Raw genomic sequence first — 23,174 nt, forward strand, 5'->3', positions numbered from 1 at the left:
CGAGACAGGACGCGCGAAACGGCACGCGACTCTCCTAGCATGGCGGCGCGGCATTCGTTAGAGATGATCGCGCCAGAGCGGGGCGCGGAATGCCGCGCCGCCGCCGCCGTTGCGAGGCCCGCCGATGCTGCTGCCGGATTTCGACCCCGTCGCCCTGTCCATCGGGCCGCTGGTGATCCGCTGGTATGCGCTCGCCTATATCGCCGGGTTGATCGCCGGCTGGTCCTATGCGCGGCGGCTTGCGGCCAATTCGGCACTCTGGGGCGGGCTGCGCCAACCAAAGCCCGAGGATCTCGACGATCTCCTCGTGTTCGCCGCGCTGGGCGTGGTTCTGGGCGGGCGGCTCGGCTTCGTGCTGTTCTACAATCCCGGTTTCTATCTCCAGAATCCGCTCGAGATCGTGCAGGTCTGGAAAGGCGGCATGGCGTTTCATGGCGGGCTGGTCGGCGCCGCGATTGCGGTGATGCTGTTCGCGCGCCGGCGCGGGCTCGAGCCCTTCGCCATGGCGGATCTCGCGGCCGTGGTGGCGCCGATCGGGCTGCTGCTGGGCCGGATCGCGAATTTCGTCAATGGCGAATTGTGGGGGCGCCCGGCGGATGTGCCCTGGGCCATCGTCTTCCCCCGCGCGGGGCCGGAGCCGCGCCATCCGAGCCAGCTCTACGAGGCCGCGCTGGAAGGGCTGGCCCTGCTCGTCGTGCTCGGCATCCTGGTGCGGGTGATCGGGTTCCGCCGCCCCGGCCTGCTCGCCGGGCTGTTCGGCATGGGCTATGGCGCGGCGCGGTTTTTCGTCGAGTTCTTCCGCGAGCCGGACCGGCATCTCGGCTTCATCGCCGGCGGCTGGCTGACAATGGGCATGGCGCTCTCGGTGCCGCTCTTCCTCGCCGGGGCCTGGCTCGTCCGTCGCGCGCTCGCGCGGGCCATGATCGCGGAGCGTCCGGCGTGAGCGCGCTGGCGGCGGAATTGCTCGCCGAAATCCGCGCTTCCGGGCCGATCGGCCTCGACCGGTTCATGGCGCTGGCGCTCGGCCATCCCCGCCACGGCTATTACATGACGCGCGATCCGTTCGGTCTTGCGGGGGATTTCGTCACCGCGCCGGAAATCAGCCAGATCTTCGGCGAATTGCTCGGGCTGACGGCGGCCTTGAGCTGGCAGGCCCTCGGCGGACCGGAGCGGGTGGCGCTGGTCGAACTCGGGCCGGGGCGTGGCACGCTGATGCTCGACGCCTTGCGCGCCGCGCGCGCGCTGCCGGCCTTCGAGGCCGCGATCGCGGTGCATCTCGTCGAGACGAGCCCGGTGCTGCAGCGCGCGCAGGCGAAGGCGCTGGAGGGGAGCGGCAAGGCCCCGCTCTGGCACCCGACGATCGATTCGCTGCCGGAAGATCGGCCGCTCATCGTGCTCGCGAACGAGTTCTTCGACGCATTGCCCGTCCGGCAGTTCCAGCGCCGGGGCGGGGAATGGCGCGAGCGGCTGGTGGGGATCGGCGCGGATGGCGCGCTGGCGCTCGGCCTGCACGCCGCGCCGACGCCGGGGCTCGATCTCGACGGGCCGGAAGGCGCAGTGTTCGAAACCTCGCCCATCGCGCTCGACATCATGCGCAAGCTCGCCGGCCGGCTCGCGGCGCAGGGCGGCATGATGCTCGCCATCGATTACGGCTATCACCGCTTCGCGCTCGGCGAGACGCTGCAGGCGGTGCGGCGGCACGAATTCGTGCCCGTGCTGTCCGATCCCGGCGAGGCGGACATCACCGCCCATGTCGATTTCTCGAGCCTCGCCATCGCCGCGCGCAGGGGCGGAGCGGTTGCGCATCCCGTTCTGACGCAGGCGACGCTGCTCGAACGGCTCGGCATCCGCCACCGCGCCGAGATCCTCAAGCGCAATGCCGAGGATCCGGCGGCGATCGACGCGGCGGTCGAACGGCTTGTCGGCACCGGCCCGCGCGCGATGGGCATGCTGTTCAAGGCGCTGGCGGTCACCAGTCCCGGCCTGCCGCCGCCGCCGGGATTTGATCTGGCCGACCCGCTGCTCGCGTGACGGCAAGCCGATGGAGATGCCCATGCTCGCGCCCCTCCGCTCCGCCTTGCTCGACCGGGCCGGGTTCCGGCACGCCTTCTTCACGCGCGAGGGCGGGGTTTCGCGGGGGCTCTATCGCGGGCTCAATGGCGGCCTCGGCTCGGATGACGATCCCGCCGATGTGGCCGAGAACCGCGCGCGGATGGCGGCCCATCTCGGCGTCGGGCCCGAGAGGTTGCTCTCGCTCTACCAGATCCATTCGGCGCTTGCCGTACCGGTCGTCGCCCCCTGGGATTCCGCCAGCCGGCCCCGCGCCGATGCCATGGTGACGGAACGGCCGGGGCTCGCGATCGGCGTCGGAACGGCGGATTGCGGCCCGGTCCTATTCGCCGATCCGGAAGCGCGGGTGATCGGCGCCGCCCATGCCGGATGGAAGGGCGCGCTCGGCGGCGTGCTGGAGGCCACGCTCGACGGGATGGAGGCGCTCGGTGCGCGGCGGGCGCGCATCCTCGCCGCGCTCGGGCCGATGCTGAGCCAGGCGCATTACGAGGTGGGGCCGGAATTCGAGGCACGGTTCCGTGCCGAGGATCCCGCCAATGCGCGCTTCTTCCGGGAGGGTGCGCGCCCCGGCCATCCGCATTTCGATCTGCCGGGCTATCTCCGCGCGCGGCTCGAACATGCCGGCATCGCCGCGATCGACGATCTCGCGCATTGCACCTATGCGGACGAGACGCGGTTCTATTCCTACCGGCGCAAGACGCATCGCGGCGAGGCCGATTATGGCCGGCATATCGCGGCGATCGTGCTCTGAAGCGGTGAAATCCTGACGGCCCTTTCCCGGCCTCAGGTCTCGCCGGTATCCGGCGTGCGCCAGCCGAGATGCTGGCCGGAATCGACCGCGATCATCTGGCCGGTGACATGCCGCGCGGCGGCAAGGTAGAGAACCGCGCGGGCGATCTCCGCCGGGTCGACCACTTCGCCCAGCAGCGTTCCCTGCGCCTCGCGCATGAGGCCGGCCTCGCCTTCATGGATGCTCGGAAGGGTAGGGCCGGGGCCGATCGCATTGACGCGGATGCGCGGCGCCAGCGCCTGCGCCAGGGTCTTCGTTGCGGTGAACAGGGCCGATTTCGCAAGCGTGTAGGAGAGGAAGCGCGGATCGGGGCGCAGCACGCGCTGGTCGATCACATTGACGATCGCGCCGTCCTCCCCATCCGGAAGGGCTTCCGCGAAAGCCCGCGCGAGGAGGACCGGGGCCGCGAGATTGACCGCAAGATTGGTCTCGAACCCTTCCGGCGTGACATCGGCGATCGTGTCGGCGAGGAAGATCGAGGCGTTGTTGACGAGCAGGCGCGGCGGGCCGAAGGCGCGCGCCGCTTCGGCATGGAGCGCCGCGAGGCCGGAGAGAACGGCGAGATCGCCGGCAATGATTGCGGCCGCGCCGCCGGCAGCGCGAATTTCTGCGGCGAGCGCCTCTGCCTCCGCCCGCGAATGATGGCAATGGATCACCACCGGATGGCCATGCGCGGCCAGCGCGCGCGCGATCGCGGCGCCGAGGCGGCGGGCGCCGCCGGTGACGAGCGCCGGGCCGGGTGATGCGCTCATGCCCCGTCCCCCGGCCGTCGGGCCGCCTGCGCCGCGCGCCGGCGCTGCTCATAGGCCTTGGCGACGCGCAGCCAGCGGAAGAAGGCGTAGTTCATCGCGGTGATGAAGCCATAGACGCCGCGCATGGCATGGCGGCGCAGCAGATAGGCCTTGAGGAAGGCCGCCGGGAATTCGACGAACACGCGCCAGACCGGGATCGTCTTGCCGCGTGCCGCGAGATCGGCGACCTGCTGATCCGAATAGGCGTTGAGCTTGCCGATCTGATCGCCGATCGAGCGGACGGAGAAATGGTGGATCACGCCCCTGAGCCGCGCCACCCGCGCGCCGGGCTGGAGATCGACCCTGTCATGCACGGGCGAGGCGGAATAGCTGCCGCGATCGCGCCGGTAGAGCCGCACCGGCGCCAGCGCATAGGCGAAGCGGTGGGGCGCAGCCTCGCCGGGAAAGACTTCGGCAATGCGGATCTCGTAGGCATCGGCCGCCGGCTCGCCATGCGCGAACAGCGCCCGGATCTCGGCGGCAAGCTCCGGCGGCACCCATTCGTCGGCATCGAGATTGAGCAGCCAACGCTCCCGGCATTGCGTCTCGGCGAAGCGCTTCTGCGGCCCGTAGCCGGACCAGGCATTGAAGACGACGCGCGCCCCCTCGGCCTCGGCCCGCGCGACTGTATCGTCGGTCGAGCCGGAATCGACGACGATCAGCTCCGCGGCAAGCCCGCGCACGGCCCGCAGCGTCCGGGGCAGGCGGTCGGATTCGTTGCGGGCGATCAGGAAGATCGAGAGCGGCAGCGGTGTCACGGCGGGTCCTGCAAGAAAAGCCGCGAGCGATGTGCACCCTGCGCCGGCGATTGGCAAGCCGCTGCGATGCCGCGGCTGATGCTGTTGAAACCCGTGAATGTAATCCTGTTATGATCTCATTAACATTAACAGTAATTACCGTACTTTAATAGAATTTTTTCTGTTCCTGGAAGCATTCGTTCAGGTCTCCGGCCGCGCATGATAAGGAGGCGATAGGTCGCGCCTCACCCATGTGCGATCAGGAAGGAGAACCGGAATGCGCCGCATCCTGAAGCCGCTCATCAGCGTCGTCGCGCTCGTCGCCACGCTCGGGCCGGGCGCGCGGGTTCTCGCCGGGGATCTTCCCGGCACGCGCAGCGCTCCGGCTGGCGCCTCGATGCCGATGATGACGAGCAATTGGGCCGGCTTTTACGGCGGCCTGCATCTCGGTTACGGGTTCGGGCGCACGCGGTCGGCGGATCTCGACGGATTCGTCGGCGGCGGGCAGGTCGGCATCAATTTCCAGTCCGGCCAGTTCGTCTATGGCAGTGAACTCGATCTCGCCTATGGCCATGTCGATTATCGCGCCTTCAGCGAGACCTTCCAGCAGAAATGGCTCGGCTCCGGCCGCGCCCGCCTCGGCTATGCGTTCGAACGCTTCCTGCCCTTCATCACCGGCGGCTTCGCCTTCACCAATGCGACGCTGAAATCCGGCGGCACGCGCGCGGACAACACCCATTTCGGCTATGTGATCGGTATCGGCGGCGAAATGATGCTCACCGACAAGATCTCGGCCAATGTCCAGTTCCTGCATTTCCGCTTCGGATCGGAAACCTACAATGTTCAACCGACCACGCGGGATGCGAACATTGTGACAAATCAGCTACGGGTCGGCGTAAATTATCGGTTCTGATCGACCGGCTGCCACAATTCCTCGGAGGAAGGGCCGGAATTGACGAAAACGTGGCGGGATTATGGTGGCATTGCCATCAAAATTCCCAATCCCGCCGGAAGGAAGAGGGGGCGTTGAGCGGCGGGGGCATCCGCGAGGATGAACCTCTCCACTCTCAGCGGGCTTCGCGGGCAGCGGGGTCCGGGGCCGGACATCCATAGGGGCTGGGCCGGCCATGCGACATCAGGAGTAGAGAATGACCATGAAGAGCTTGATGACCGGCCTGTTCGGGGCTGCGCTTCTCGCAACCACCGCAATGGCCGCCGATCTGCCGCGCAAGTCGGCGCCGGTTGCCCCGGCCTTCTCGGCCGTGCCGGTCTTCACCTGGACCGGGTTCTATGTCGGCGCCCATGCCGGCTACGGCTTCGGCTCGACGACCAGCACCGGCGCCGGCGGCTTCAACGATCCCGACGGGTTCGTGGGCGGCGCCCAGATCGGCTACAACCACCAGATCGACCGTCTCGTGCTCGGCCTTGAGGCCGATCTGTCCTGGACCGATCTCAATTCGCGCGGCCCCGGCATCGGCGCCGGCGCCTCCAAGGCCGATCTCAACTATCTCGGCACGGTGCGGGCGCGCGTCGGCTTCGCGGTCGACCGGTTCATGCCCTACGTGACCGGCGGTCTCGCCTATGGCGGTTCGGATGTCTCGATCCCGGGCGTCGGCTCGCGCGACACGACCCGCATCGGCTGGACGGTTGGCGGCGGCGTGGAATACGCCTTCACCAACAACTGGACCGCGCGCATCGAGGGCCTCTATGTGGATCTCGAGAAGGACAATGTCGGCACGGCCAAGGTCGGGCATGAGATCGGCATCATCCGCGCCGGCGTGAACTACAAGTTCTGACGCCAGCCGGGCGCCCTGCGCCGCCCGTTTCCGCGTCAGGCCCGCATCGGTTCATCGAATCGTCAGGGGGCGAGGAAGGGTCCGGGAAACCGGACCCTTTTTCGTGTGTGGCCGCGCTCAGGCCTTTGGCGCGGTCTTCGCAAAATCGGGGATTGCGGCCGCGAATTCGGCGCGGAAGGCGGCAAGGCGCGGATATTTGCCGCCGGCGAGCGTCGAGAACCGGAAATCCAGCCAGTCGAGCATGCAGGCGATGGTGATCGTCCCGACATGCGGAAGGGCGCTCGCCTTCGGCGGGTCTGCCTCAAGAACCGCGAGCCCGCGCTCGACCTTGCCGCCCTGATGCGCGAGCCAGGCGGGCTCGTGCCGCTCGCCGGGCCGGAAGCGGCCCTCGTAGAGCTGGAGGATCGCCGCGTCCATGATGCCGTCGCCGAGCGCCTGCAGCTTCAGCGCGGCGAGGCGCTCCGGCCATTGCGTCGGGATGACCCGGCCGTCGCCGGCCTCGTGGTCGAGATATTCGATGATGACGCGGCTATCGTAGAGCGTCGAGCCGTCTGGCAGCACGAGGCAGGGGATCTTGCCGAGCGGGTTGTCTTTCCTGAGCGGATCGTCCGGGTTCATCGTGTCGGCGGCGAGGATCTCGATCCGGCCCGCATGGCCGGTGAAGAGGCTCGCGACCTTCACCTTGCGGCCGAAGGGCGAGGTGGAGGACGAGTGAAGTTTGAGCATGATCGATCCGTTTATGAGGGAAGCGCCGCAGCTTCGCAGGCGGCCGGCGCGAAGGCAATCGCGCCGGCGTCACGGTTCCGTCAGCCATTCGGCGCGCCAGCGCGCGATGTCGCGCCGCGCCAGCCGATCCGCAAGAGCGGGGAGGAGCGCGGCCATCTCGTCCCGGAGGGTGTGGGGCGGATTGGCGATCACGAGCCCGGTCGCGGCGAGCGGCCCCGCGGCATCGGCGGCATCGACATGGAGTTCCAGCACCAGCAGTTTCGGCATGCCGGAAGCAATGATCTCGCCCTCGAAGCGGCGGGTGGCGGCGATATCCTTGATCGGATACCAGAGCATCAGCGTGCCGCCGGGCCATTTGCGCGCCATGATCCGCGCGCCCGCGGCCATGCGCTCGAATTCGCCCGGCTGCTCGAAGGGCGGATCGACGAGCACGAGCCCGCGCCGCTCCTTCGGCGGCAGCTGCGCCTTCCAGGCGGTGTAGGCGTCAAGCGCGGTGAGCGCGATCCGGGAATCGCGCGCCATCAAGGCCCGCAATCGCGCGGCGGCGTCGGGATGCAATTCGTTGAAGGCCGCGCGGTCCTGCATGCGCAGGGCGTGGCGGATCAGCGCCGGCGAGCCGGGATAGGTATCGCCGAGCGGGGCGAGTTCGGCCAGGGCGGCGCGATAGGGTTCGAGCATTGCCTCGGCGGCGGGAGGCAGCGGGCGGTCGAGGCGACCGATTCCCTCGATCCATTCGCCGGTGCGCAGGGCGGCATCGGCGCGCAGGCTGTAGAAACCGTCGCCGGCATGGGTGTCGATCGCCCGGAACGGCGCTTCTTTGCGGGCGAGATGCGCGAGGATGCGCATCAGCGCGGCATGTTTCAGCACATCGGCGAAATTCCCGGCATGGAAGGCGTGACGGTAATTCACGGGCCGTAATCAGCGCGCCGCGGGAACGAGCACGTCGCGGGCGCGGCAGGAATCGCGGTCGACCTCCTCGCAGGCGCGGAAGGCGCGCAGGTCGCGCGTCAGGCAGAGGCGGATTTCCTCGATCTGGCCGCGCGTGCAGGTCACGGCCATCATGTCCGGGCGCAGGCCGGGATTGGCTTCGGCGAAGGCGCGTTCGATCTCGATCACGCCCCAGCGCCGGTCCTCGCGCGGCGCGGCCAGCGCCTCCGGCACCCGGATTCTGGCGCGGGCCGCGGCGGAGGCCTCGAAATAGCCGCCGGGGCTTTCCCCCGAGCAGGTGCCGTGCTTGCGCCATTCATGGCGCGCAAGGCCGGAGGAGGGATAGACGCGTTCCGCGATCTCCATCGCGGCGCGGGAAGGGCTTCGCCCCTCGGGTCGGCAATAGGCCGGGTAGCCGCGCTCGTATTGCGGCCAGAGCCCGTGCAGCACGAAACCGGGATTGCGGCCCGGCGCGCATTGCGTGTCGCCGCGCCGCTCGCCGGTCAGCGCGCAATAGGTCGCGGACCAGGAGAGCGAGACCACGTAGAAATCGAACCGCCCCGCAGGCGCGCCGCGATCCTCGCGCGGCTCGGCCGCCGCCGCACTGGCGACGAATGCCAGCAGCAGCCCTGCGAGGCCAGAACGCCGCATCAGCGGTCGAGCCGGTAGCAGCCCGGCATGGCGGTATAGTTGCGGTCGTACCCGTCGAGGCAGAACTGCACATCGTCGAACAGGCCGACCGGGCCGGCATCCTCGATCACGGCGTAGCGCAGTACCAGTCGCCGCCGGTCATGCATGATCGCGGTCGCCTGGCAATAGCGGCGCGGGATCAGGTCGAGCCCGTGCGGGCGGAAGGCGGCCTGCCGCACCTTGTCGAAGCCGACGATCTCGGCCGGGCTGTTCCAGTAGCGCCGTTCGGCCTCGGAGAATTTCGACTGGATCCGCCCGAGCACGCGCGCATCGTCGCAGGCGGGGAGCTGGGCCGACCAGGGCCGCTCGCGCGTCTCGGCCGGGATTTCCTCGCGTGCGGCGCCGGGCATCGGCAGGGTGAGAAGCGCGGCGATCAGGGCCGCGAAAGCCGGGAACGTGACGTGCCGCATGGATCTTCTCCTGAAGGATGGCCGGCCGTTGACGGATGCGAGAGCTTTCGCGCCCGCCAGCGCGGCGGTCAAGGGGCGCGGGGGGCGGGCCGTGCGAATCCGGGCGCCTGTCGCGTGCGCGGCACGCCATCGGTCGTCGACGATCGCGCGCGCCCGGTTCAGGATGGATCGCCGCCCCGGCGGAACCGGGACGGGCGCGTCAGCGCATGATCTCGAAGGTCACCGGATGGACGACAAGATCACGGATCTGGCCGATGCCGTCCCGCACCATCAGCTTGTAGCAGCGATCGTCGAGGCGCACGCGCATCAGCTCGTAGCCGACCTCGCGCAGCCTGTCGCTGATCTCGGCGGAGGAGAGCCAGGCGGTCCGCGGCGGGGCGGCGCAATGGGGGTTGTAGTCGAGTGCCCGGCCCGCTTCGGCGGGCCATGCGGAGATCAGAGCAAAAAGGATCGAACAGGCCGTCGCACGATAACGCTGCACTCGCATCGAACATTCCATCTCAGGAATTGAAAGGCGATGCACCTTTAGATTGTGTGCCTTAATGCGGTGTTACGCGGTTCGCTGCAATTGGCGCGGCCGGTCGTCTTTCGACGATCACGGCAAGATGTGGTAAAGATTTCTTCCCGACCTGAAGGAGGGGAAGATGGCCCCGGCCCGCTTCCGAGGCACGCCGATGCGCAGGGCCGCGGCGCTCGCCGCCGCGATGCTGGCGGGTGCCGGCCTGTCCGCGAAGGGCGCCGACACGCGCGTGGGGCCGGCGAATGATCCCGGATCGCGCGAGAGGCATGCAGGGCAGGGCGCATTGCCGCTCCTTGCTGCCGCGATGCCTCAATGCACCTGCCGCGCGGGCGGTGTCAGCCACGCGCTCGGGGCGGAGATCTGCCTCGGCACGCGGCTGTTCCGCTGCGCGATGGATCTCAACGTGACGTCATGGCAGGCGACGGGGTCGCTTTGCCCGGAAAGCTGAGTGGCAGAACCTCCCGTCCGGCAGCATCGGCCTTCCGTGCATGGCGGATACCCGAACAAAAACCGGCTTGGGCAAAACCGGGAGAGGCAAAACCGGCATATGGGGGCAGGCCGATCTGGCCGCCGCCGGATCAGACCAGCCCGAAGACAATGGCCACGAGCAGCGCGAAGGACGCGACGAACGCCAGAAAATCCAGACGCAGGGCAGCGCTCATATCCGACCTCCCCTTTCGGAAGACGGCTCAACTTTACCCTCCATTAAGGACTTGGCAATGGGCATTCGTCGCCGCATTGCGGCAGCGTTAACGGCCCCAGCCCGCGATTTCGTCGATTTTCAACAGGTTTTCATGAGCCTGCGGCGGGACAGGCCCGCGCCTCGAGCCAGGCTGCGGCGGCGAGCGCACGCAGATCGTCGCCGAAGCGCCCGATCACCTGCACACCGACCGGCAAGGATTCGTGCCGGTGGAGCGGTACATTGACCGCAGGCAGGCCGAGCAGGGTCACGAGCTTGTTGAACCGCGCGTCACCTGTGGTTTCCGGTCCCGGCGCGGCGCCTGGCGCGGAATAGGTCAGCAGCACGTCGACTGCCGCAAACAGGTCCTGCGTCGCCTTGCGGGCGCGATTGGCGCGGGACCTAGCGGCGTCGAATTCCGCGACCGGGATCGCTGCCCCCGCGTCGAGCGCCGCGAGCAGGATCGGCGAGAGGCTTTCGCGCCGGCGCCGGTGCTCGTAGGCCAGCGCGAGTGCGCCCTCGTAATTGTTGATGATCTGGTGGGCGGCATGGGCTTCCGCCAGAATTGGGGGCAGACCGAGCTCGACCACCCGGCCGCCGGCCGCCTCGATGGCGCGGATCGCCGCCAGCAGTGCCGCCTCGGATTCCGGCGCGGCCGCGCCGGCGAAGGGCAGGCGCGTGACGCCGAAGGTCGGGGTGCCGAAATCCTGCCCGGCGACGTCGAGCGGCCGGCCGCTGATCGCCGCCAGGCCGAACGCGACATCCACGACGCGGGCGCCGAACAGCCCGAGCGTGTCGAGCAGCGGGGCAAAGGGCTTCACTCCGGCCATGGGCAGCAGCCGATAGGAGGGTTTCACCGCCGCGACGCCGCAGAAGCTCGCGGGACGGATGACCGAGCCGCCGGTCTGGGTGCCGAGGGCGAGGGGCATCAGCCCGGCCGCCACACCGGCCGCCGAGCCGGCGGAGGAGCCGCCGGGCGTGCGGGCCGGATCATGCGGGTTCCGTGTCGGCGCGGGTTCGAGATAGGCAAACTCGGTCGTTGCGGTCTTCCCGATCAGGATGCCGCCGGCATCCTCGGCCATCACGACGATTGCGGCATCGGCTTTCGGCTGGTGGCCCGTGTAGAGCGGCGAGCCGTGGCCCGTCGGCATGGCCGCGGTCTCGATGATGTCCTTGACGCCGATCGGCAGGCCGAACAGACCCTCGCGTGTGGTCATCCGCGCCGCGCGCAGCCGCGCCGCGTCGAGATCGAGATGGGCGAAGGCCCGGATGTCCGGCTCGAAGGTGGTGATCCGTTCCGCGGCGAGTTCGACGAGCGCCGCCGGCGTCAAATCCCCGGCATCGACCGCCTCGGCGAGATCGCGGGCGCGCATCACGATTTCCGTCCCTCCAGCCGGGCGACGATCAGGGCGGTGCCGCGCCGAGCGATCGGCGCCGCGATCAGCGCCGCGCAATAGGCGAGCGGCCAGGCGATGAGGAAGGCCCGCAGCCAGCGCGCGACGAAATCCGGCGGCATGCCGAGATTGATGAAGGTGATGACCGCCGTCATCAGGAACGCCATGACGCCCGAGAGCAGCGCCGGGAAGATATACTTCGCTTTGCCTTCCATGGAGATTCGTCCCGATCCGGATGGGGCCGCACGGCGCGGCCGTTAGCAATTCCGTAACCCATTCTCTTAACGGAAGGTTACCGGGATCGCGTCATTTTTCGCGAATGTTGCGCAATGTCCATCCCCCGGTTCCGAGATCGCGCGCGATGCGGGCCCTTGCCGTTGCGGCGGGGCTCGGCGCCTTTCTGGCCGGCTGCGGGTTCCGGCCCTTCGAGCCGCGCGAACCCTGGCGCGGCGAGGCCGAGGCCGCCTGCATGCGCGCCGGCATCGTGCGGCCGAGCTCCGTCATCCGCCCCGCGAAGCCGATCGACGGGCCTGGCCCCTGTGGCGCCGACATGCCCTTCAAGGTGACCGGTTTCGAGAACGATACCGGCCAGATCGCACTGGCGCTGGCCTCGAGTGCCGGCCAGAGCGCACAGGGTTTCGCCAAGGGGGTGCTGAACCTCACCGTCCTCAAGCCCGAGGCGACGCTCGGCTGCCCCATGGTCGCCTGGACCGATGATTGGATCGCGGGCTCGGTGCAGCCGGCGGCGCTCGCCTGGTTCGGGCAGGGGGTGCGGGAGATCCGCACCGCCGGATCCTATGCCTGCCGCCGCCGCAACCATCGCCAGAACGCGCGGCTCTCCGAGCATGCCTTCGGCAATGCGATCGACGTGATGAGCTTCGTGCTCAACGACGGCTCTGTCGTGACGGTCAAGGGCGGCTGGCGCGGCACCGAGCAGGAGCAGGGCTTCCTGCGCGACGTGCTGCACGGCGCCTGCGAACGCTTCAAGACCGTGCTCGGCCCCGGCTCCGACGCGCTGCATTACGACCATTTCCATCTCGATCTCGCCCGCCACGACGCGGCCGGGCGACGGCGCTATTGCAGGCCGCAGGTGGCGGCGCCGCAGCGGCCGCTTCCGGGCACCTATGGTCCCGGCGTGATGCCGGGCGGGCCACCCAATCTCTACGCCTATCACCAGCGCGCACCGATGTCCGGCACGCCGCTCGCGCAGCACGGGCTTTCCCAGCCCAATCCGCCGCCGCGCCCGCCCGCCATCGCCACGGTCGACCGCGCGGCGCTCGATGCCCGCCGCCGCGAGGAGAATGCCCGCTTCGACCTTCAGGGCGGCGAGTTCCGCGAGGACGAGCCTGAATTCGACCCCAGCGCCTTCGATCTCACCGGCTCCGTCGCCGACCTTCCCCGCCCGCGCGCCCGCGGCGGGCCGGGCCTGTCGCAGCCGATGCCGGCGGCGACGACGCCGGTGCTCCCCGCGCCGCCGCGCGCCGCGGCACCGGCGCAGAAACCGCCGCCGCGTATCGGCTACGATCCCGCCGGGCGCTGATCTTCCGCAGGCGGGCCGGTCGCTCTAGCGCCGTCGGCGCATGGGTCTGCCGCCGCCCTTCGGGCGCGGTTGGCCGGAGAGCGGCACTTCGCGATCGGTGCCGGGGCCCATCGCGTCGAGATCGGGCTTCCTGGCGCGGCTGGGCGGCAGGTTGGCCGCCGCGCCATATTGCGAGGCACCGGCCTTGCCGGCCTTCGCCGTGACCCTGCCCTGCCGGGCAGTCGGTTCCTCGTAAACCGCCAGCTCCGTCTCCTTAAGCCGCTTGATCTCGTCGCGCAGCCGCGCGGCCGTCTCGAATTCAAGATCGGCGGCAGCGGCGCGCATGCGCTTCTCGAGATCGGCGAGCACGGCCTCGAAATTGTGACCGATCGAGATCGCCTTGTCGGCGGCGCCCTTGTCGATCGTCACCCGGTCGCGCTCATAGGGGCTGTTGATGATGTTCTCGATGTCGCGTTTGACGCTCTGCGGCGTGATGCCGTTCTCAGCGTTGTAGCGCCGCTGCTTCTCGCGGCGGCGATTGGTCTCGGCGATTGCCCGGGCCATCGAGCCGGTGGTCTGGTCGGCATAGAGGATCACGCGGCCATCGACATTGCGCGCGGCGCGGCCGATCGTCTGGATCAGCGAGGTCTCCGAGCGCAGGAAGCCCTCCTTGTCGGCGTCGAGAATGGCGACCAGCCCGCATTCGGGAATATCGAGCCCCTCGCGCAGGAGGTTGATGCCGACCAGCACGTCGAAGGTACCGAGGCGGAGATCGCGGATGATCTCGATCCGCTCGAGCGTATCGACATCCGAATGCATATAGCGGACGCGGATGCCGTGCTCGTGCAGATACTCGGTCAGATCCTCGGCCATGCGCTTGGTAAGCACGGTGACGAGGGTGCGGTAGCCGGCGCGGCTCGTCTCGCGGACCTCGCCCAGCAGGTCGTCGACCTGGCTGCGGGCCGGACGGATGATCACCTCGGGGTCGATGAGCCCGGTGGGGCGGATCACCTGCTCCACGAACACCCCGCCGGTGCGCTCCATCTCCCAGCCGCCGGGCGTCGCCGAGACATGCACGGTCTGGGGCCGCATCGCGTCCCATTCCTCGAAGCGCAGGGGGCGGTTGTCCATGCAGGAGGGCAGGCGGAACCCGTATTCGGCGAGCGTCGCCTTGCGGCGGAAATCGCCGCGATACATGCCGCCGATCTGCGGCACTGTGACATGGCTCTCATCGGTGAAGACGAGGGCGTTGTCGGGCAGGTATTCGAACAATGTCGGCGGGGGCTCGCCGGGCTTCCGGCCGGTGAGATAGCGGGAATAATTCTCGATACCCTGGCATACCCCGGTCGCCTGAAGCATCTCCAGGTCGAATTGTGTGCGCTGTTCGAGCCGCTGCGCCTCGATATAGCGGCCTTGGCGGTTCAGCTCCTCGAGGCGGGCCTTCAGCTCCGCCTTGATGCCCCGGATGGCCTGGTCGAGGGTCGGGCGCGGGGTCACGTAATGCGAATTGGCGTAGACCTTCACGAATTTGAGGTCCGCGTTCTTGTGCCCGGTCAACGGGTCGAACTCGGCGATCGTCTCGACCTCGTCGCCGAACAGGCCGATCCGCCAGGCGCGATCCTCCAGATGGGCCGGGAAGAGTTCGATCACGTCGCCGCGCACCCGGAAGGTTCCGCGCGCGAAATCGCCATGGGTGCGCTTGTACTGGAGCGCCACCAGATCGGCGATCAATTGCCGCTGCTCGATCCGCTCGCCGACCTCGACCGAGAAACTCATCGCCGTGTAGGTCTCGACCGAACCGATGCCGTAGATGCAGGAGACCGAGGCGACGATGATCACGTCGTCGCGTTCGAGCAGCGCGCGGGTGGCCGCGTGCCGCATCCGGTCGATCTCCTCGTTGATGGTCGATTCCTTGGCGATATAGGTATCCGTGCGCGGCACATAGGCTTCCGGCTGGTAGTAATCGTAATAGGAAACGAAATACTCGACCGCGTTCTCCGGGAAGAAACTCTTGAACTCGGAATAGAGCTGGGCCGCGAGCGTCTTGTTCGGTGCGAGGATCAGGGCCGGGCGCTGCGTCTCCTCGATGACCTTGGCCATGGTGAAGGTCTTGCCGGAACCGGTTACGCCGAGCAGCACCTGGTCGCGCTCGTTCGCCCGGGTGATGCCTTCGACCAGCTGCCGGATCGCCTCCGGCTGGTCGCCGCGCGGCTCGAACGGCGCCTTCATCACGAAACGGATGCCGCCCTCGGATTTCGCCGGTCGCTCGGGGCGGTGCGGCACCCAGAGCTTCTTGTTCTTGAAGAGCGGATTGCCCTCCGCGAGCAGGGTCTTGAGCGCGTCGAGCGTTGCCTGCACGCCGCCCGACGAGGTGAGCGCATCGGCCTCCGAGAGGCCGTCGAGCCCGCCGCCGAGCTTCATCTCCTCCGGCAGGGGAACGACATTGCCCTGCATGACGCGGCGCGGCTTGGCGCCAGCGATCGCGGCATAGGTCGCGGGTTCGGTCTCGCTCCGGCGTCGGCGCGAGGCGGGCGGCGCCTCCTGCGGCAGGCCGAGCGCTGCGGCGAGCGCAGCGTCGACGCCCTGGACGGCCTCGGGCGCGAACCCGGCCTGCGCAGCCTCGGCCATCCCGCGCGGAATGCTCTGCGACCGGCCGGGCTGGTTCAGCGCCGGGTTGAGCAGGGCCGCGAGATGCGGATCGAGCGGGTGCAGTTCAGGCTTCGAGGCTTTCCCGCGCGGAGGATTCGGAGCTTTGGCCATGGCGCCAAAATGGCGCGGCGCATCCCGAGCGGCAAGAGATCGGCGCGTCGCGACCTGTCAGGCCCTGTCAGGAGAGCACCTCAGGCGGACATCCGCCGCGTGGTCTCGGCAATGATTTCCGGTAGCGTGCGGGCAAGCATTCCGGTCGTCTGCTCCATCTCGCCCGACACCTCGCGCACCCCGCGCGCCGCGGCTACGGCATCGGCCCCGAGCCGGGCGATGGTCGTGACCTGCTCGGCCACCGCCGCGACTCCCGAGGCCAGGGTGCGGATCTGCTGCGAGAAATTGTCGGCTGTCATGTGCTGCTGGTGCACCGCGGAGGCAATGGTCGCGTTCAGGCCCTCGATGGTGCCGACATCGCTCGACAGCGCTTCCGATTGGGTCGAGGCGTCGCGGGCGATCGCTTTCAGCTCGCCGATCTTGGCCTCGATCGTGCGGGTCGCATCGACCGTCCGGGCCGCAAGGCCCTTGACCTCGCCGGCGACGACCGCGAAGCCCTTGCCCGCTTCGCCGGCGCGGGCGGCCTCGATCGTGGCGTTGAGGGCGAGGAGGTTGGTCTGGCCGGCGATCGCATTGATCAGATCGGTGATCGAGGCGATCGAGCCCGCGACATCCTCGAAGGCCTGCGCGGCGGCACGGGCCCGCTCGGCGCGGCCGCGCACATCCTGGGTAAGCTGGGCGGTGCGCTCCGATTGCGCGGCGATCTCGGCGATGGATTGCGCGAGTTCGTCCGAAAGCCGGGAGACCTCGCGCACGCTGGTGCTGGTCTCGTCCGCGGCGCTCTGGGCTTCGTCCTGCGCCTGGCGCACTGCGGCGATGGTGGCCATCATCTCGCCGGCGCGCTGCTGGAGCGCGGCGCTGGCGCTGTCGAGCGCGCCGGTGACGCCGGCCGTCGCCGCGCCCATTTCCCGCTCCATCTCGCCGAGGATCGCCGTCCGCTGCTCGGCAAGACGGGCATTGGCCTGCTCGCGCTCCGCAACCAGCATTTCCCGCTCGCGATTGGCGGCGATGAAGCGGCCGACCGCGTTCGAGATCTTGCCGATCTCGCTCCGCTCCGACATCAGCGGCGGCGCCTCGACGGTCGGATCGCCCCGCATCGCCCGGTCGAGCGCGTCGGCGGCGCGGCGGATCGGGCCGGACAGGCTCGCGCCGATCAGCAGGGTCGCAACGAGCCCGATCACCACCGCACCGGCCTGAAGCGCCACGGTGAACACGGCCTCGCCCATCGCCTTCTCGCCGCTGGCCTGGCTTGTGCGCGCGATGAACCCGATCACCTCCTGTTCGACGCCTTTCATGGCATCGAGACGCTCGCTCGAAACCTTCCACCATTCGGCGGGCGTGGTTGCGAAATTGGCGCTGTTGGCGACGGCGTTCGCCATGATGTCACCCTGGGCGGCCTCGTAGCGTTCCTTCAGCGTTTCGGGGATCGCCGCCAGGGTATTGTCGAACCCCGCGCTTTTCATCGTCTGCTGAAGCTGGTCGAGGAAATAGCGCTGGACGCTGACAAGCCCGATATAACGCAGCGCGAGTTCAAGGTCGAAGCTGCCGGCGGAGAGCAGCGCGTTGCCGGTTGCGCGTTCGAGGCCGGCGAATTCCTTGACGAGCATCAGGCTTTGCAGCGCATCGCGCTTGGCGGCGATCTCGCCGGCCATCGGGCTGTTGGTCATCGTCTCGATGCCCTGGATCAGCCGCTTGATGACATTGCCGTAGAAATCGATCGTGTCCGCAACGCTCGCCGCGCCGGTCAACACGCGCTCGCGCATCGCGTTGAGATCCTCGTTGATCGATTTCAGCCCTTCCGCGAGGTCGTCGGTGCGGGCGGCGAGTCCGGCATCGGCGCGCGCCATCTGCAGACGTTCGATGAAGGCCTTGAGCGCTGCGTCCGAAGCGGTCTGCTGGTTGGCGACCCGTGTCCGGTGCATGCTGCGGTTCTCGGTGGCGACGACGGAACCGATCGAGGCGCCGCGCTCGGATTGCAGCGCATGCACGAGATCGGCAGCGGATTGCATGGTCGAGACGCCCCGCTCGAAGGTTCGGGCCTCGGTGACGCGCTGGACAGCGTCGGGCAGGATGACCGAGAAGCTCACGGCGGCGGAAAGCACCGGGAGGAGCAGGAGAATGAGCAGGATCTGCCGGATCGAGAGCTTCTGCATGGCGGGTCCGGATCTTGGAACGGTGGTATTCGATGTAGCCAGGCAGCGTTTAAAAAAGCCTTGCGCGCAGATCGGCACGAGATTGAATTATGTTTCTCTCGTAACGGGTTACGCCGATCTGTATCGTCCCTGATTTACGTCCTGCAGGTTGAAATTCCGTGCGATTGCAACGGGATGCGGCGCGATGTCTCGGCACGGCGGGTGGGTTGCGTCTTGCGCTGGCGCAAACAGGTGCGCGCCGACCACGGGATATCGCACACATGGCTTCCGGATCCTTGCCGGGCTTGCGGCGAATCATCCGCCGCGGCAGGAGGGGGCGTCCCTGTCCGCCCCTGAGGCCGCCTTGCTCTCCTCCGCGACCATCGAACTGATCGGCTCCCTCGCCGCGGCCATCACAACCCTGTGCTGGGTGCCGCAGGCACTCAAGGTCATCCGCACGCGCGACACGCGCGCTCTGTCGCTGATCATGTATCTGATGTTAACGCTCGGGATCGGGCTCTGGCTGGTTTATGGCCTGCTTATCGGCTCCTGGCCGCTGATCGGCGCCAATACGGTGACCTTCATCCTGGTCGTGATCATTCTCGGCCTGAAGCTGCGGCACGGCTGAGGCCGGGCTCAGCCTTTCGGCACCAGCCGCGCGAGCATCCCGTCGCCGGAATCGGTCAGGATATAGGGATAGCCGTCCGGCCCGACGACGACGTCGCGGATGCGCTCGCGCAGCGATTCGAGGTAACGGGTCTCGCCGACGATGCGACCGTCGCGCAGTTCGAGCCGGGCGAGGAGCGAGCCGGCCAGCGCGCCGACCAGCAGATGGCCGCGCCAGGCGGGGAACCTGTCTCCCGTGTAGAAGGCCGCGCCGGACGGGGCAATCGAGGGGTCCCAGTAATAGAGCGGCTGTTCCATGCCGTCGCGCCGGGTGCCGGAGCCGATCCGCGCGCCGGAATAATCGACGCCGTAGGTGATTTCCGGCCAGCCGTAATTCCTGCCCTTCTCGGGGCGGTTCACCTCGTCGCCGCCGCGCGCGCCGTGCTCCACCGTGTAGAGCGCGCCGGTCTCGGGATGCAGCGCCGCGCCCTGGATGTTGCGATGGCCATAGGACCAGATTTCCGGCTTCGCCTCCGGGCGGTCGAGGAAGGGGTTGTCGGGCGGAGGCGATCCGTCGACACGGATGCGGACCACCTTGCCGATATGGCCGGAAAGGTCCTGCGCCTCGGCCATGCGATTGCCGCGATCGCCGAGCGTCACGAAGAGATGGCCGGCGCGGTCGAAGACGAGCCGGCAGCCGAAATGCCGGGTCGTGTTGCCGGAGGGCATCTGGCGGAAGATCACCCGCCCCTCCTCCAGGCTTGCGCCATCCGCCGAGAGCCTGGCGCGAAAAACGGCGGTGCCGGTGCCATCCTCGCGCGGCTCCGCGAAGCAGAGGAAGATCTCGCGGCTGGCGACGAATTGCGGATGCAGCGCGAGCCCGAGCAATCCGCCCTGGCCGCCGGCCGCGACCCTCGGCACCCCGGCGACCGGCCCCGACAGCGTGCGGGTGCGCAGGTTGACGATCCTGAGCCGCCCCGGCCGCTCGGTCACCAGCGCCCGGCCATCGGGCAGGAAGGCGAGCCCCCAGGGATTGGCGAGCCCCCTAACGACGATCTCGACGCGCGGCTCGTCCGCCGGCGCGGCGCCGACGGGGAGGGGTAATGCCAGCCCGGCCAGCACGAGCCCGGCCGTGGCGCAGCCGGCGAGAGAGGCGAGGCGGACGAGAGGGGAGAGGCGGGGCATGGCGGCTCCGTGCGCTGGGTCCGGGATTGCCGGGGAGCTAGGGGAGCCCGCCATTTCCGCAAGCCCGGCTCCGGGCTCTGCGGTCCGGGCCGGTCGGCCTCAGGCCGGCGGGATGCCCGCCGCCTTGATGATCTCCGCCCAGGTATCGATCTCCTGCCGGAGATAGGGGGCGAATTCCGCCGGAGCGCGGACATTGAGCGCGAAGCCGAGCGCGGTGATCTTCTCGGCCACGGCCGGGGTCTTGAGCGCGGCGACGATCGCGTCCGACAGCGTCTTGACGATCGGCGCCGGCACCTTGACCGGCGCGAAGAACGCCGCCCAGCTCTCGGCATCGGCGTTGCTCACCCCCTGCTCGCGGAAGGTCGGGACATCCTTGAGCTGCGGCGCGCGGGCGGCGCTGGCGATGCCGATCGCGCGCATCTGGCCGGCCTCGACCTGCTTGAGCACGCTCGGCAGCGTCGAGAGCGAGACGTCGATCGTTCCGGCGATGAGGTCCTGCACCAGGGGCGCCGCGCCGCGATAGGGCACATGCTGCATGGCGATCCCGGTGCGCTTCATCAGCAGTTCCATGGACAGGTGCGAGCCGGAGCCGTTGCCGGTCGAGCCGTAATTGAGCTTGCCGGGCTGCGCCTTGGCGAGCGCGATCAGATCCGGCAGGGTCTTGGCCGCAAGCGCGTTCTTGACCACCAGCGCGTGCGGGAAGGCGCCAACCCCGGCGAGCGGCGCGAAATCCTTGATCGCGTCGTAGCCCGGCTCCTTCATCAGGAACATGTTGTTGCCATGCGTCTGGTTGTTGCCGAACACGATCGTGTGGCCGTCGGGCTCCGCGGTAGCGACGGCGCGGGTTCCGATCGCGCCCGAGGCGCCAGCCTTGTTCTCGATGATCACGCTCTGCCGGAAGCCCGGTTCCAGCGCCTGCGCGACGATGCGGGCGATGGCGTCGGTCGGCCCGCCCGCCGGGTAGGGCACGACGATCGTGACCGGCCGGGATGGGAACGCGCCCTGCGCGCGCAGGATCGCGGGCGCTGCGAACGTGCCCGCGGCGGCGAGGAGCAGACGGCGACGATCGAGCATGGGAATCTCCAGGGAACGGTTGTGCCGGAGCCGGTGCTCGCGGCGGAATTCGGCGCGCCTCGGCCGTTTTTTCGCCTGCTTTGTTCTTGAAGGCACGATGCAAGACACATAAAGCGATCCGGCCCCGTTGGGAAGTCTGGCGGGGCGGGGCCCCGTGCCCCGAACCCGGATCGGAGAGACGAGATCATGGCCTTCCTTGCCGACGCCCTTTCCCGCATCAAGCCCTCCGCGACCATCGCGGTGACGCAGATGGCGCGCGACCTGAAGGCGAAAGGCAAGGATGTCATCTCGCTTTCGGTCGGCGAGCCGGATTTCGACACGCCGCAGAACATCAAGGATGCGGCGATCGCGGCGATCCAGCGCGGCGAGACCAAATATACGCCGGTCGCCGGCATCGTGCCGCTGCGCGAGGCGATCGCCGCCAAGTTCAGGCGCGAGAACGGGCTCGATTACAAGCCGTCCCAGACCATCGTCGGCACCGGCGGCAAGCAGGTTCTGTTCAACGCCTTCATGGCCACGCTCAATCCCGGCGACGAGGTGGTGATCCCGGCGCCCTATTGGGTGAGCTATCCGGAGATGATCCTGCTCTGCGGCGGCACCCCGGTCTATGTCGAGACGACGATCGAGAACAATTTCAAGCTCACGCCCGAGCAGCTCGACCGCGCCATCACGCCGCGCACCAAGTGGTTCATGTTCAACTCGCCGTCGAATCCGTCCGGCGCGGCCTATAGCAGGAGCGAACTCAAGGCGCTCACGGATGTGCTGATGAAGCACAAGCATGTCTGGATCCTGACCGACGACATGTACGAGCATCTCGTGTTCGGGGATTTCGTCTACACGACCCCGGCGCAGGTCGAGCCCGGCCTCTACGAGCGCACGCTCACCATGAACGGCGTCTCCAAGGCCTATGCGATGACCGGCTGGCGGATCGGCTACGCGGCCGGGCCCGAGCCGCTCATCAAGGCGATGGACATGATCCAGGGCCAGCAGACCTCCGGCGCCTGCTCGATCGCGCAATGGGCGGCGGTCGAGGCGCTGAACGGGCCGCAGGATTTCATCCCGCGCAGCAAGAAGGCTTTCGAGGAGCGCCGCGACCTCGTCGTGGCGATGCTGAACCAGGCGAACGGCATCAAATGCCCGAAACCAGAGGGTGCGTTCTACGTCTATCCCTCCTGCGCGGGGCTCATCGGCAAGAAGGCGCCCTCGGGCAAGATCATCGCCAACGACGAGGATTTCGTGATGGAACTGCTCGCGACCGAGGGGGTTGCGACCGTGCACGGCTCCTCGTTCGGGCTCGGGCCGAATTTCCGCGTCTCCTACGCGACCTCGAACGACAAACTCGAGGAAGCCTGCCGCCGCATCCAGCGCTTCTGCGCCCAGATCGGCTGACGCGGACGGCGGCGGGCGAAACGGAGCGACATGAAGTCCGTGATTCCGTTTGCCTGCCGGCGCCTTGCCGTCCTGCTGCTTCTCGGTGTGCCGCTTCTCGGCGCGCCGCTCCGGCTCGATGCCCAGGAGCGGCCGATGCATGCCGAGATCTTTCCGGTCGAGGATGACGAGCCGGAAGCCGTGACGGAGCCGGAGGCGCCCGCCGTGCCGGCTGCGCCGGTTGCCGCGCCCTTGCCGCCGCGCCGGCCAAGCCCGTCCCCCGCCGCCGTTCCTCCCGTGCCGGCCGCGAATCCGGGCCCCGGAACGGCCTCGGCCGCGCCGGTTGCCGCGCCGCTGCCGCCGCAGCGGCCGGTTGCCGCCACGCCGCCGGCTGTCGCGACCGATGAAGCCGCGGCGGAGGAGGCCGCGCCAGTCTCTCCGCCCGCCGCAAGCGCGGACGCGTCGCGCCCGGCCGAGGCCGCGCCGGCCGAGCCGGGCCGGGAAATCGTGGTCGATGATCGGCCCAACCTCGTCGTTGCCTTCGCGCCGCCGATCGCCGAGCCCGCGACGACCGAGGAGATCGAGGCCGAGGAGGCGCAGGCGCCCGAGCCGACCCATGTCGAGAAGCAGACCGATGCCGTCGATCTCGCCTGCCTCAGGCCGGAGGTCATGAGCCTCGTGCGTGTCGCGGGCGAGCATTTCGGCGCCACGCCGGTCATCACCTCGGGCCAGCGCAATCGCGGGCGGCGCGGCAGCCTGCACCGGCGCTGCATGGCAGCGGATTTCTTCGTGCCGGGGATCGAGCGGGCGCGGCTCGCGAAATTCCTCCGCACCCTGCCAGGCGCCGGCGGTGTCGGCACCTATTGCCACACGAAATCGGTGCATATCGATGTCGGCGAGCCGCGCAACTGGTATCAATGCGGCCGGCGGTTCCGCTTCGCGCAGCGCTGACGGAATCGGGTGGCGGCGCCGGCGCCGGCATGCGAGGAATGGGGATCGA

Annotated in this window: 23 protein-coding genes; 10 read left to right on the forward strand and 13 right to left on the reverse strand. The window is 68.7% G+C overall.

Annotated features, from left to right (window positions below; genetic code table 11):
• Positions 1–124 precede the first annotated feature (124 nt).
• The 3 genes from lgt to pgeF are packed head-to-tail and all read left to right on the forward strand — an operon-like array spanning position 125 to position 2,821.
• Complete coding sequence (gene lgt / locus FWJ24_RS03505) at positions 125–943, forward strand: prolipoprotein diacylglyceryl transferase (RefSeq protein ID WP_150286372.1); 819 nt, start codon at positions 125–127, stop codon at positions 941–943.
• Complete coding sequence (locus FWJ24_RS03510; RefSeq protein ID WP_150286373.1) at positions 940–2,031, forward strand: class I SAM-dependent methyltransferase; 1,092 nt, start codon at positions 940–942, stop codon at positions 2,029–2,031. Before lgt ends, FWJ24_RS03510 begins: the two co-directional genes overlap by 4 nt.
• Positions 2,032–2,053: 22 nt before the next feature.
• Positions 2,054–2,821 carry a peptidoglycan editing factor PgeF gene (gene pgeF / locus FWJ24_RS03515; protein WP_425468888.1) on the forward strand — a complete coding sequence of 256 codons (768 nt, stop codon included), beginning with the start codon at positions 2,054–2,056 and terminating at the stop codon, positions 2,819–2,821.
• A gap of 32 nt (positions 2,822–2,853) precedes the next feature.
• Here the strand turns inward: pgeF and FWJ24_RS03520 are convergent, their stop codons facing one another.
• Positions 2,854–3,612, reverse strand: coding sequence for an SDR family oxidoreductase (locus tag FWJ24_RS03520; protein ID WP_150286374.1), 759 nt, complete (start codon positions 3,610–3,612; stop codon positions 2,854–2,856).
• Positions 3,609–4,409, reverse strand: a complete 801-nt coding sequence (locus FWJ24_RS03525; protein ID WP_150286375.1) for a glycosyltransferase family 2 protein — start codon at positions 4,407–4,409, stop codon at positions 3,609–3,611. The genes FWJ24_RS03520 and FWJ24_RS03525 overlap by 4 nt, the downstream gene beginning before the upstream one ends.
• Before the next feature lie 256 nt (positions 4,410–4,665).
• Between FWJ24_RS03525 and FWJ24_RS03530 the strand changes: the two genes are divergently transcribed.
• Together FWJ24_RS03530 and FWJ24_RS03535 are read left to right on the forward strand one after the other, a co-directional pair.
• Positions 4,666–5,301: an outer membrane protein gene (locus FWJ24_RS03530; protein ID WP_150286376.1), complete on the forward strand. Its 636-nt coding sequence runs from the start codon at positions 4,666–4,668 to the stop codon at positions 5,299–5,301.
• Between the two features lie 235 nt (positions 5,302–5,536).
• Entirely contained in the window at positions 5,537–6,184 is a 648-nt protein-coding gene (locus tag FWJ24_RS03535) for an outer membrane protein (protein WP_246155492.1), read from the forward strand.
• Positions 6,185–6,301: 117 nt separating this feature from the next.
• On the opposite strand, the gene FWJ24_RS03540 is transcribed toward FWJ24_RS03535, so the two are convergent.
• From FWJ24_RS03540 to FWJ24_RS03560, 5 genes are all read right to left on the reverse strand, one after another.
• Positions 6,302–6,910 carry a glutathione S-transferase N-terminal domain-containing protein gene (locus FWJ24_RS03540; RefSeq protein ID WP_150286377.1) on the reverse strand — a complete coding sequence of 203 codons (609 nt, stop codon included), beginning with the start codon at positions 6,908–6,910 and terminating at the stop codon, positions 6,302–6,304.
• A 69-nt stretch (positions 6,911–6,979) separates the two neighbouring features.
• Positions 6,980–7,819, reverse strand: a complete 840-nt coding sequence (locus FWJ24_RS03545; RefSeq protein WP_150286378.1) for a 23S rRNA (adenine(2030)-N(6))-methyltransferase RlmJ — start codon at positions 7,817–7,819, stop codon at positions 6,980–6,982.
• A gap of 9 nt (positions 7,820–7,828) precedes the next feature.
• Entirely contained in the window at positions 7,829–8,488 is a 660-nt protein-coding gene (locus tag FWJ24_RS03550; RefSeq protein WP_150286379.1) for a ribonuclease T2 family protein, read from the reverse strand.
• Positions 8,488–8,937: a hypothetical protein gene (locus FWJ24_RS03555; protein ID WP_150286380.1), complete on the reverse strand. Its 450-nt coding sequence runs from the start codon at positions 8,935–8,937 to the stop codon at positions 8,488–8,490. The genes FWJ24_RS03550 and FWJ24_RS03555 overlap by 1 nt, the downstream gene beginning before the upstream one ends.
• A gap of 199 nt (positions 8,938–9,136) precedes the next feature.
• A complete protein-coding gene (locus FWJ24_RS03560) occupies positions 9,137–9,424 on the reverse strand; it encodes a PepSY domain-containing protein (protein ID WP_166443574.1) in 288 nt (95 codons plus the stop codon).
• A 157-nt stretch (positions 9,425–9,581) separates the two neighbouring features.
• Between FWJ24_RS03560 and FWJ24_RS03565 the strand changes: the two genes are divergently transcribed.
• Positions 9,582–9,905 (forward strand): hypothetical protein, encoded by a 324-nt coding sequence (locus FWJ24_RS03565; RefSeq protein ID WP_150286382.1) that lies wholly within the window; start codon positions 9,582–9,584, stop codon positions 9,903–9,905.
• A gap of 344 nt (positions 9,906–10,249) precedes the next feature.
• Here the strand turns inward: FWJ24_RS03565 and FWJ24_RS03570 are convergent, their stop codons facing one another.
• Positions 10,250–11,509 (reverse strand): amidase, encoded by a 1,260-nt coding sequence (locus FWJ24_RS03570; RefSeq protein ID WP_150286383.1) that lies wholly within the window; start codon positions 11,507–11,509, stop codon positions 10,250–10,252.
• The gene (locus FWJ24_RS03575) at positions 11,509–11,745 is read right to left on the reverse strand and encodes a DUF2798 domain-containing protein (protein WP_150286384.1); all 237 of its coding nucleotides are present in this window, start codon (positions 11,743–11,745) and stop codon (positions 11,509–11,511) included. Before FWJ24_RS03575 ends, FWJ24_RS03570 begins: the two co-directional genes overlap by 1 nt.
• A gap of 146 nt (positions 11,746–11,891) precedes the next feature.
• Between FWJ24_RS03575 and FWJ24_RS14690 the strand changes: the two genes are divergently transcribed.
• Entirely contained in the window at positions 11,892–13,070 is a 1,179-nt protein-coding gene (locus tag FWJ24_RS14690; protein WP_206110772.1) for an extensin-like domain-containing protein, read from the forward strand.
• Between the two features lie 24 nt (positions 13,071–13,094).
• On the opposite strand, the gene uvrB is transcribed toward FWJ24_RS14690, so the two are convergent.
• Together uvrB and FWJ24_RS03590 are read right to left on the reverse strand one after the other, a co-directional pair.
• Entirely contained in the window at positions 13,095–15,809 is a 2,715-nt protein-coding gene (gene uvrB, locus FWJ24_RS03585; protein ID WP_150286385.1) for an excinuclease ABC subunit UvrB, read from the reverse strand.
• An 80-nt stretch (positions 15,810–15,889) separates the two neighbouring features.
• Positions 15,890–17,962 (reverse strand): methyl-accepting chemotaxis protein, encoded by a 2,073-nt coding sequence (locus FWJ24_RS03590; protein WP_150286386.1) that lies wholly within the window; start codon positions 17,960–17,962, stop codon positions 15,890–15,892.
• A 343-nt stretch (positions 17,963–18,305) separates the two neighbouring features.
• Between FWJ24_RS03590 and FWJ24_RS14695 the strand changes: the two genes are divergently transcribed.
• Positions 18,306–18,569 carry a SemiSWEET transporter gene (locus tag FWJ24_RS14695; protein WP_342788593.1) on the forward strand — a complete coding sequence of 88 codons (264 nt, stop codon included), beginning with the start codon at positions 18,306–18,308 and terminating at the stop codon, positions 18,567–18,569.
• A gap of 8 nt (positions 18,570–18,577) precedes the next feature.
• Here the strand turns inward: FWJ24_RS14695 and FWJ24_RS03600 are convergent, their stop codons facing one another.
• Both FWJ24_RS03600 and FWJ24_RS03605 read right to left on the reverse strand, forming a co-directional pair.
• Complete coding sequence (locus FWJ24_RS03600) at positions 18,578–19,732, reverse strand: PQQ-dependent sugar dehydrogenase (protein ID WP_150286388.1); 1,155 nt, start codon at positions 19,730–19,732, stop codon at positions 18,578–18,580.
• A gap of 99 nt (positions 19,733–19,831) precedes the next feature.
• Positions 19,832–20,806 (reverse strand): Bug family tripartite tricarboxylate transporter substrate binding protein, encoded by a 975-nt coding sequence (locus FWJ24_RS03605; RefSeq protein WP_150286389.1) that lies wholly within the window; start codon positions 20,804–20,806, stop codon positions 19,832–19,834.
• A 186-nt stretch (positions 20,807–20,992) separates the two neighbouring features.
• Here FWJ24_RS03605 and FWJ24_RS03610 point away from each other — a divergent pair, with 186 nt between their 5' ends.
• Entirely contained in the window at positions 20,993–22,195 is a 1,203-nt protein-coding gene (locus FWJ24_RS03610) for a pyridoxal phosphate-dependent aminotransferase (RefSeq protein ID WP_150286390.1), read from the forward strand.
• Positions 22,196–22,225: 30 nt separating this feature from the next.
• A complete protein-coding gene (locus FWJ24_RS03615; RefSeq protein WP_150286391.1) occupies positions 22,226–23,125 on the forward strand; it encodes a YcbK family protein in 900 nt (299 codons plus the stop codon).
• The last annotated feature ends 49 nt before the right edge of the window (positions 23,126–23,174 follow it).

Source organism: Rhabdaerophilum calidifontis, assembly GCF_008641065.1.
Lineage (GTDB): Bacteria > Pseudomonadota > Alphaproteobacteria > Rhizobiales > Beijerinckiaceae > Rhabdaerophilum > Rhabdaerophilum calidifontis.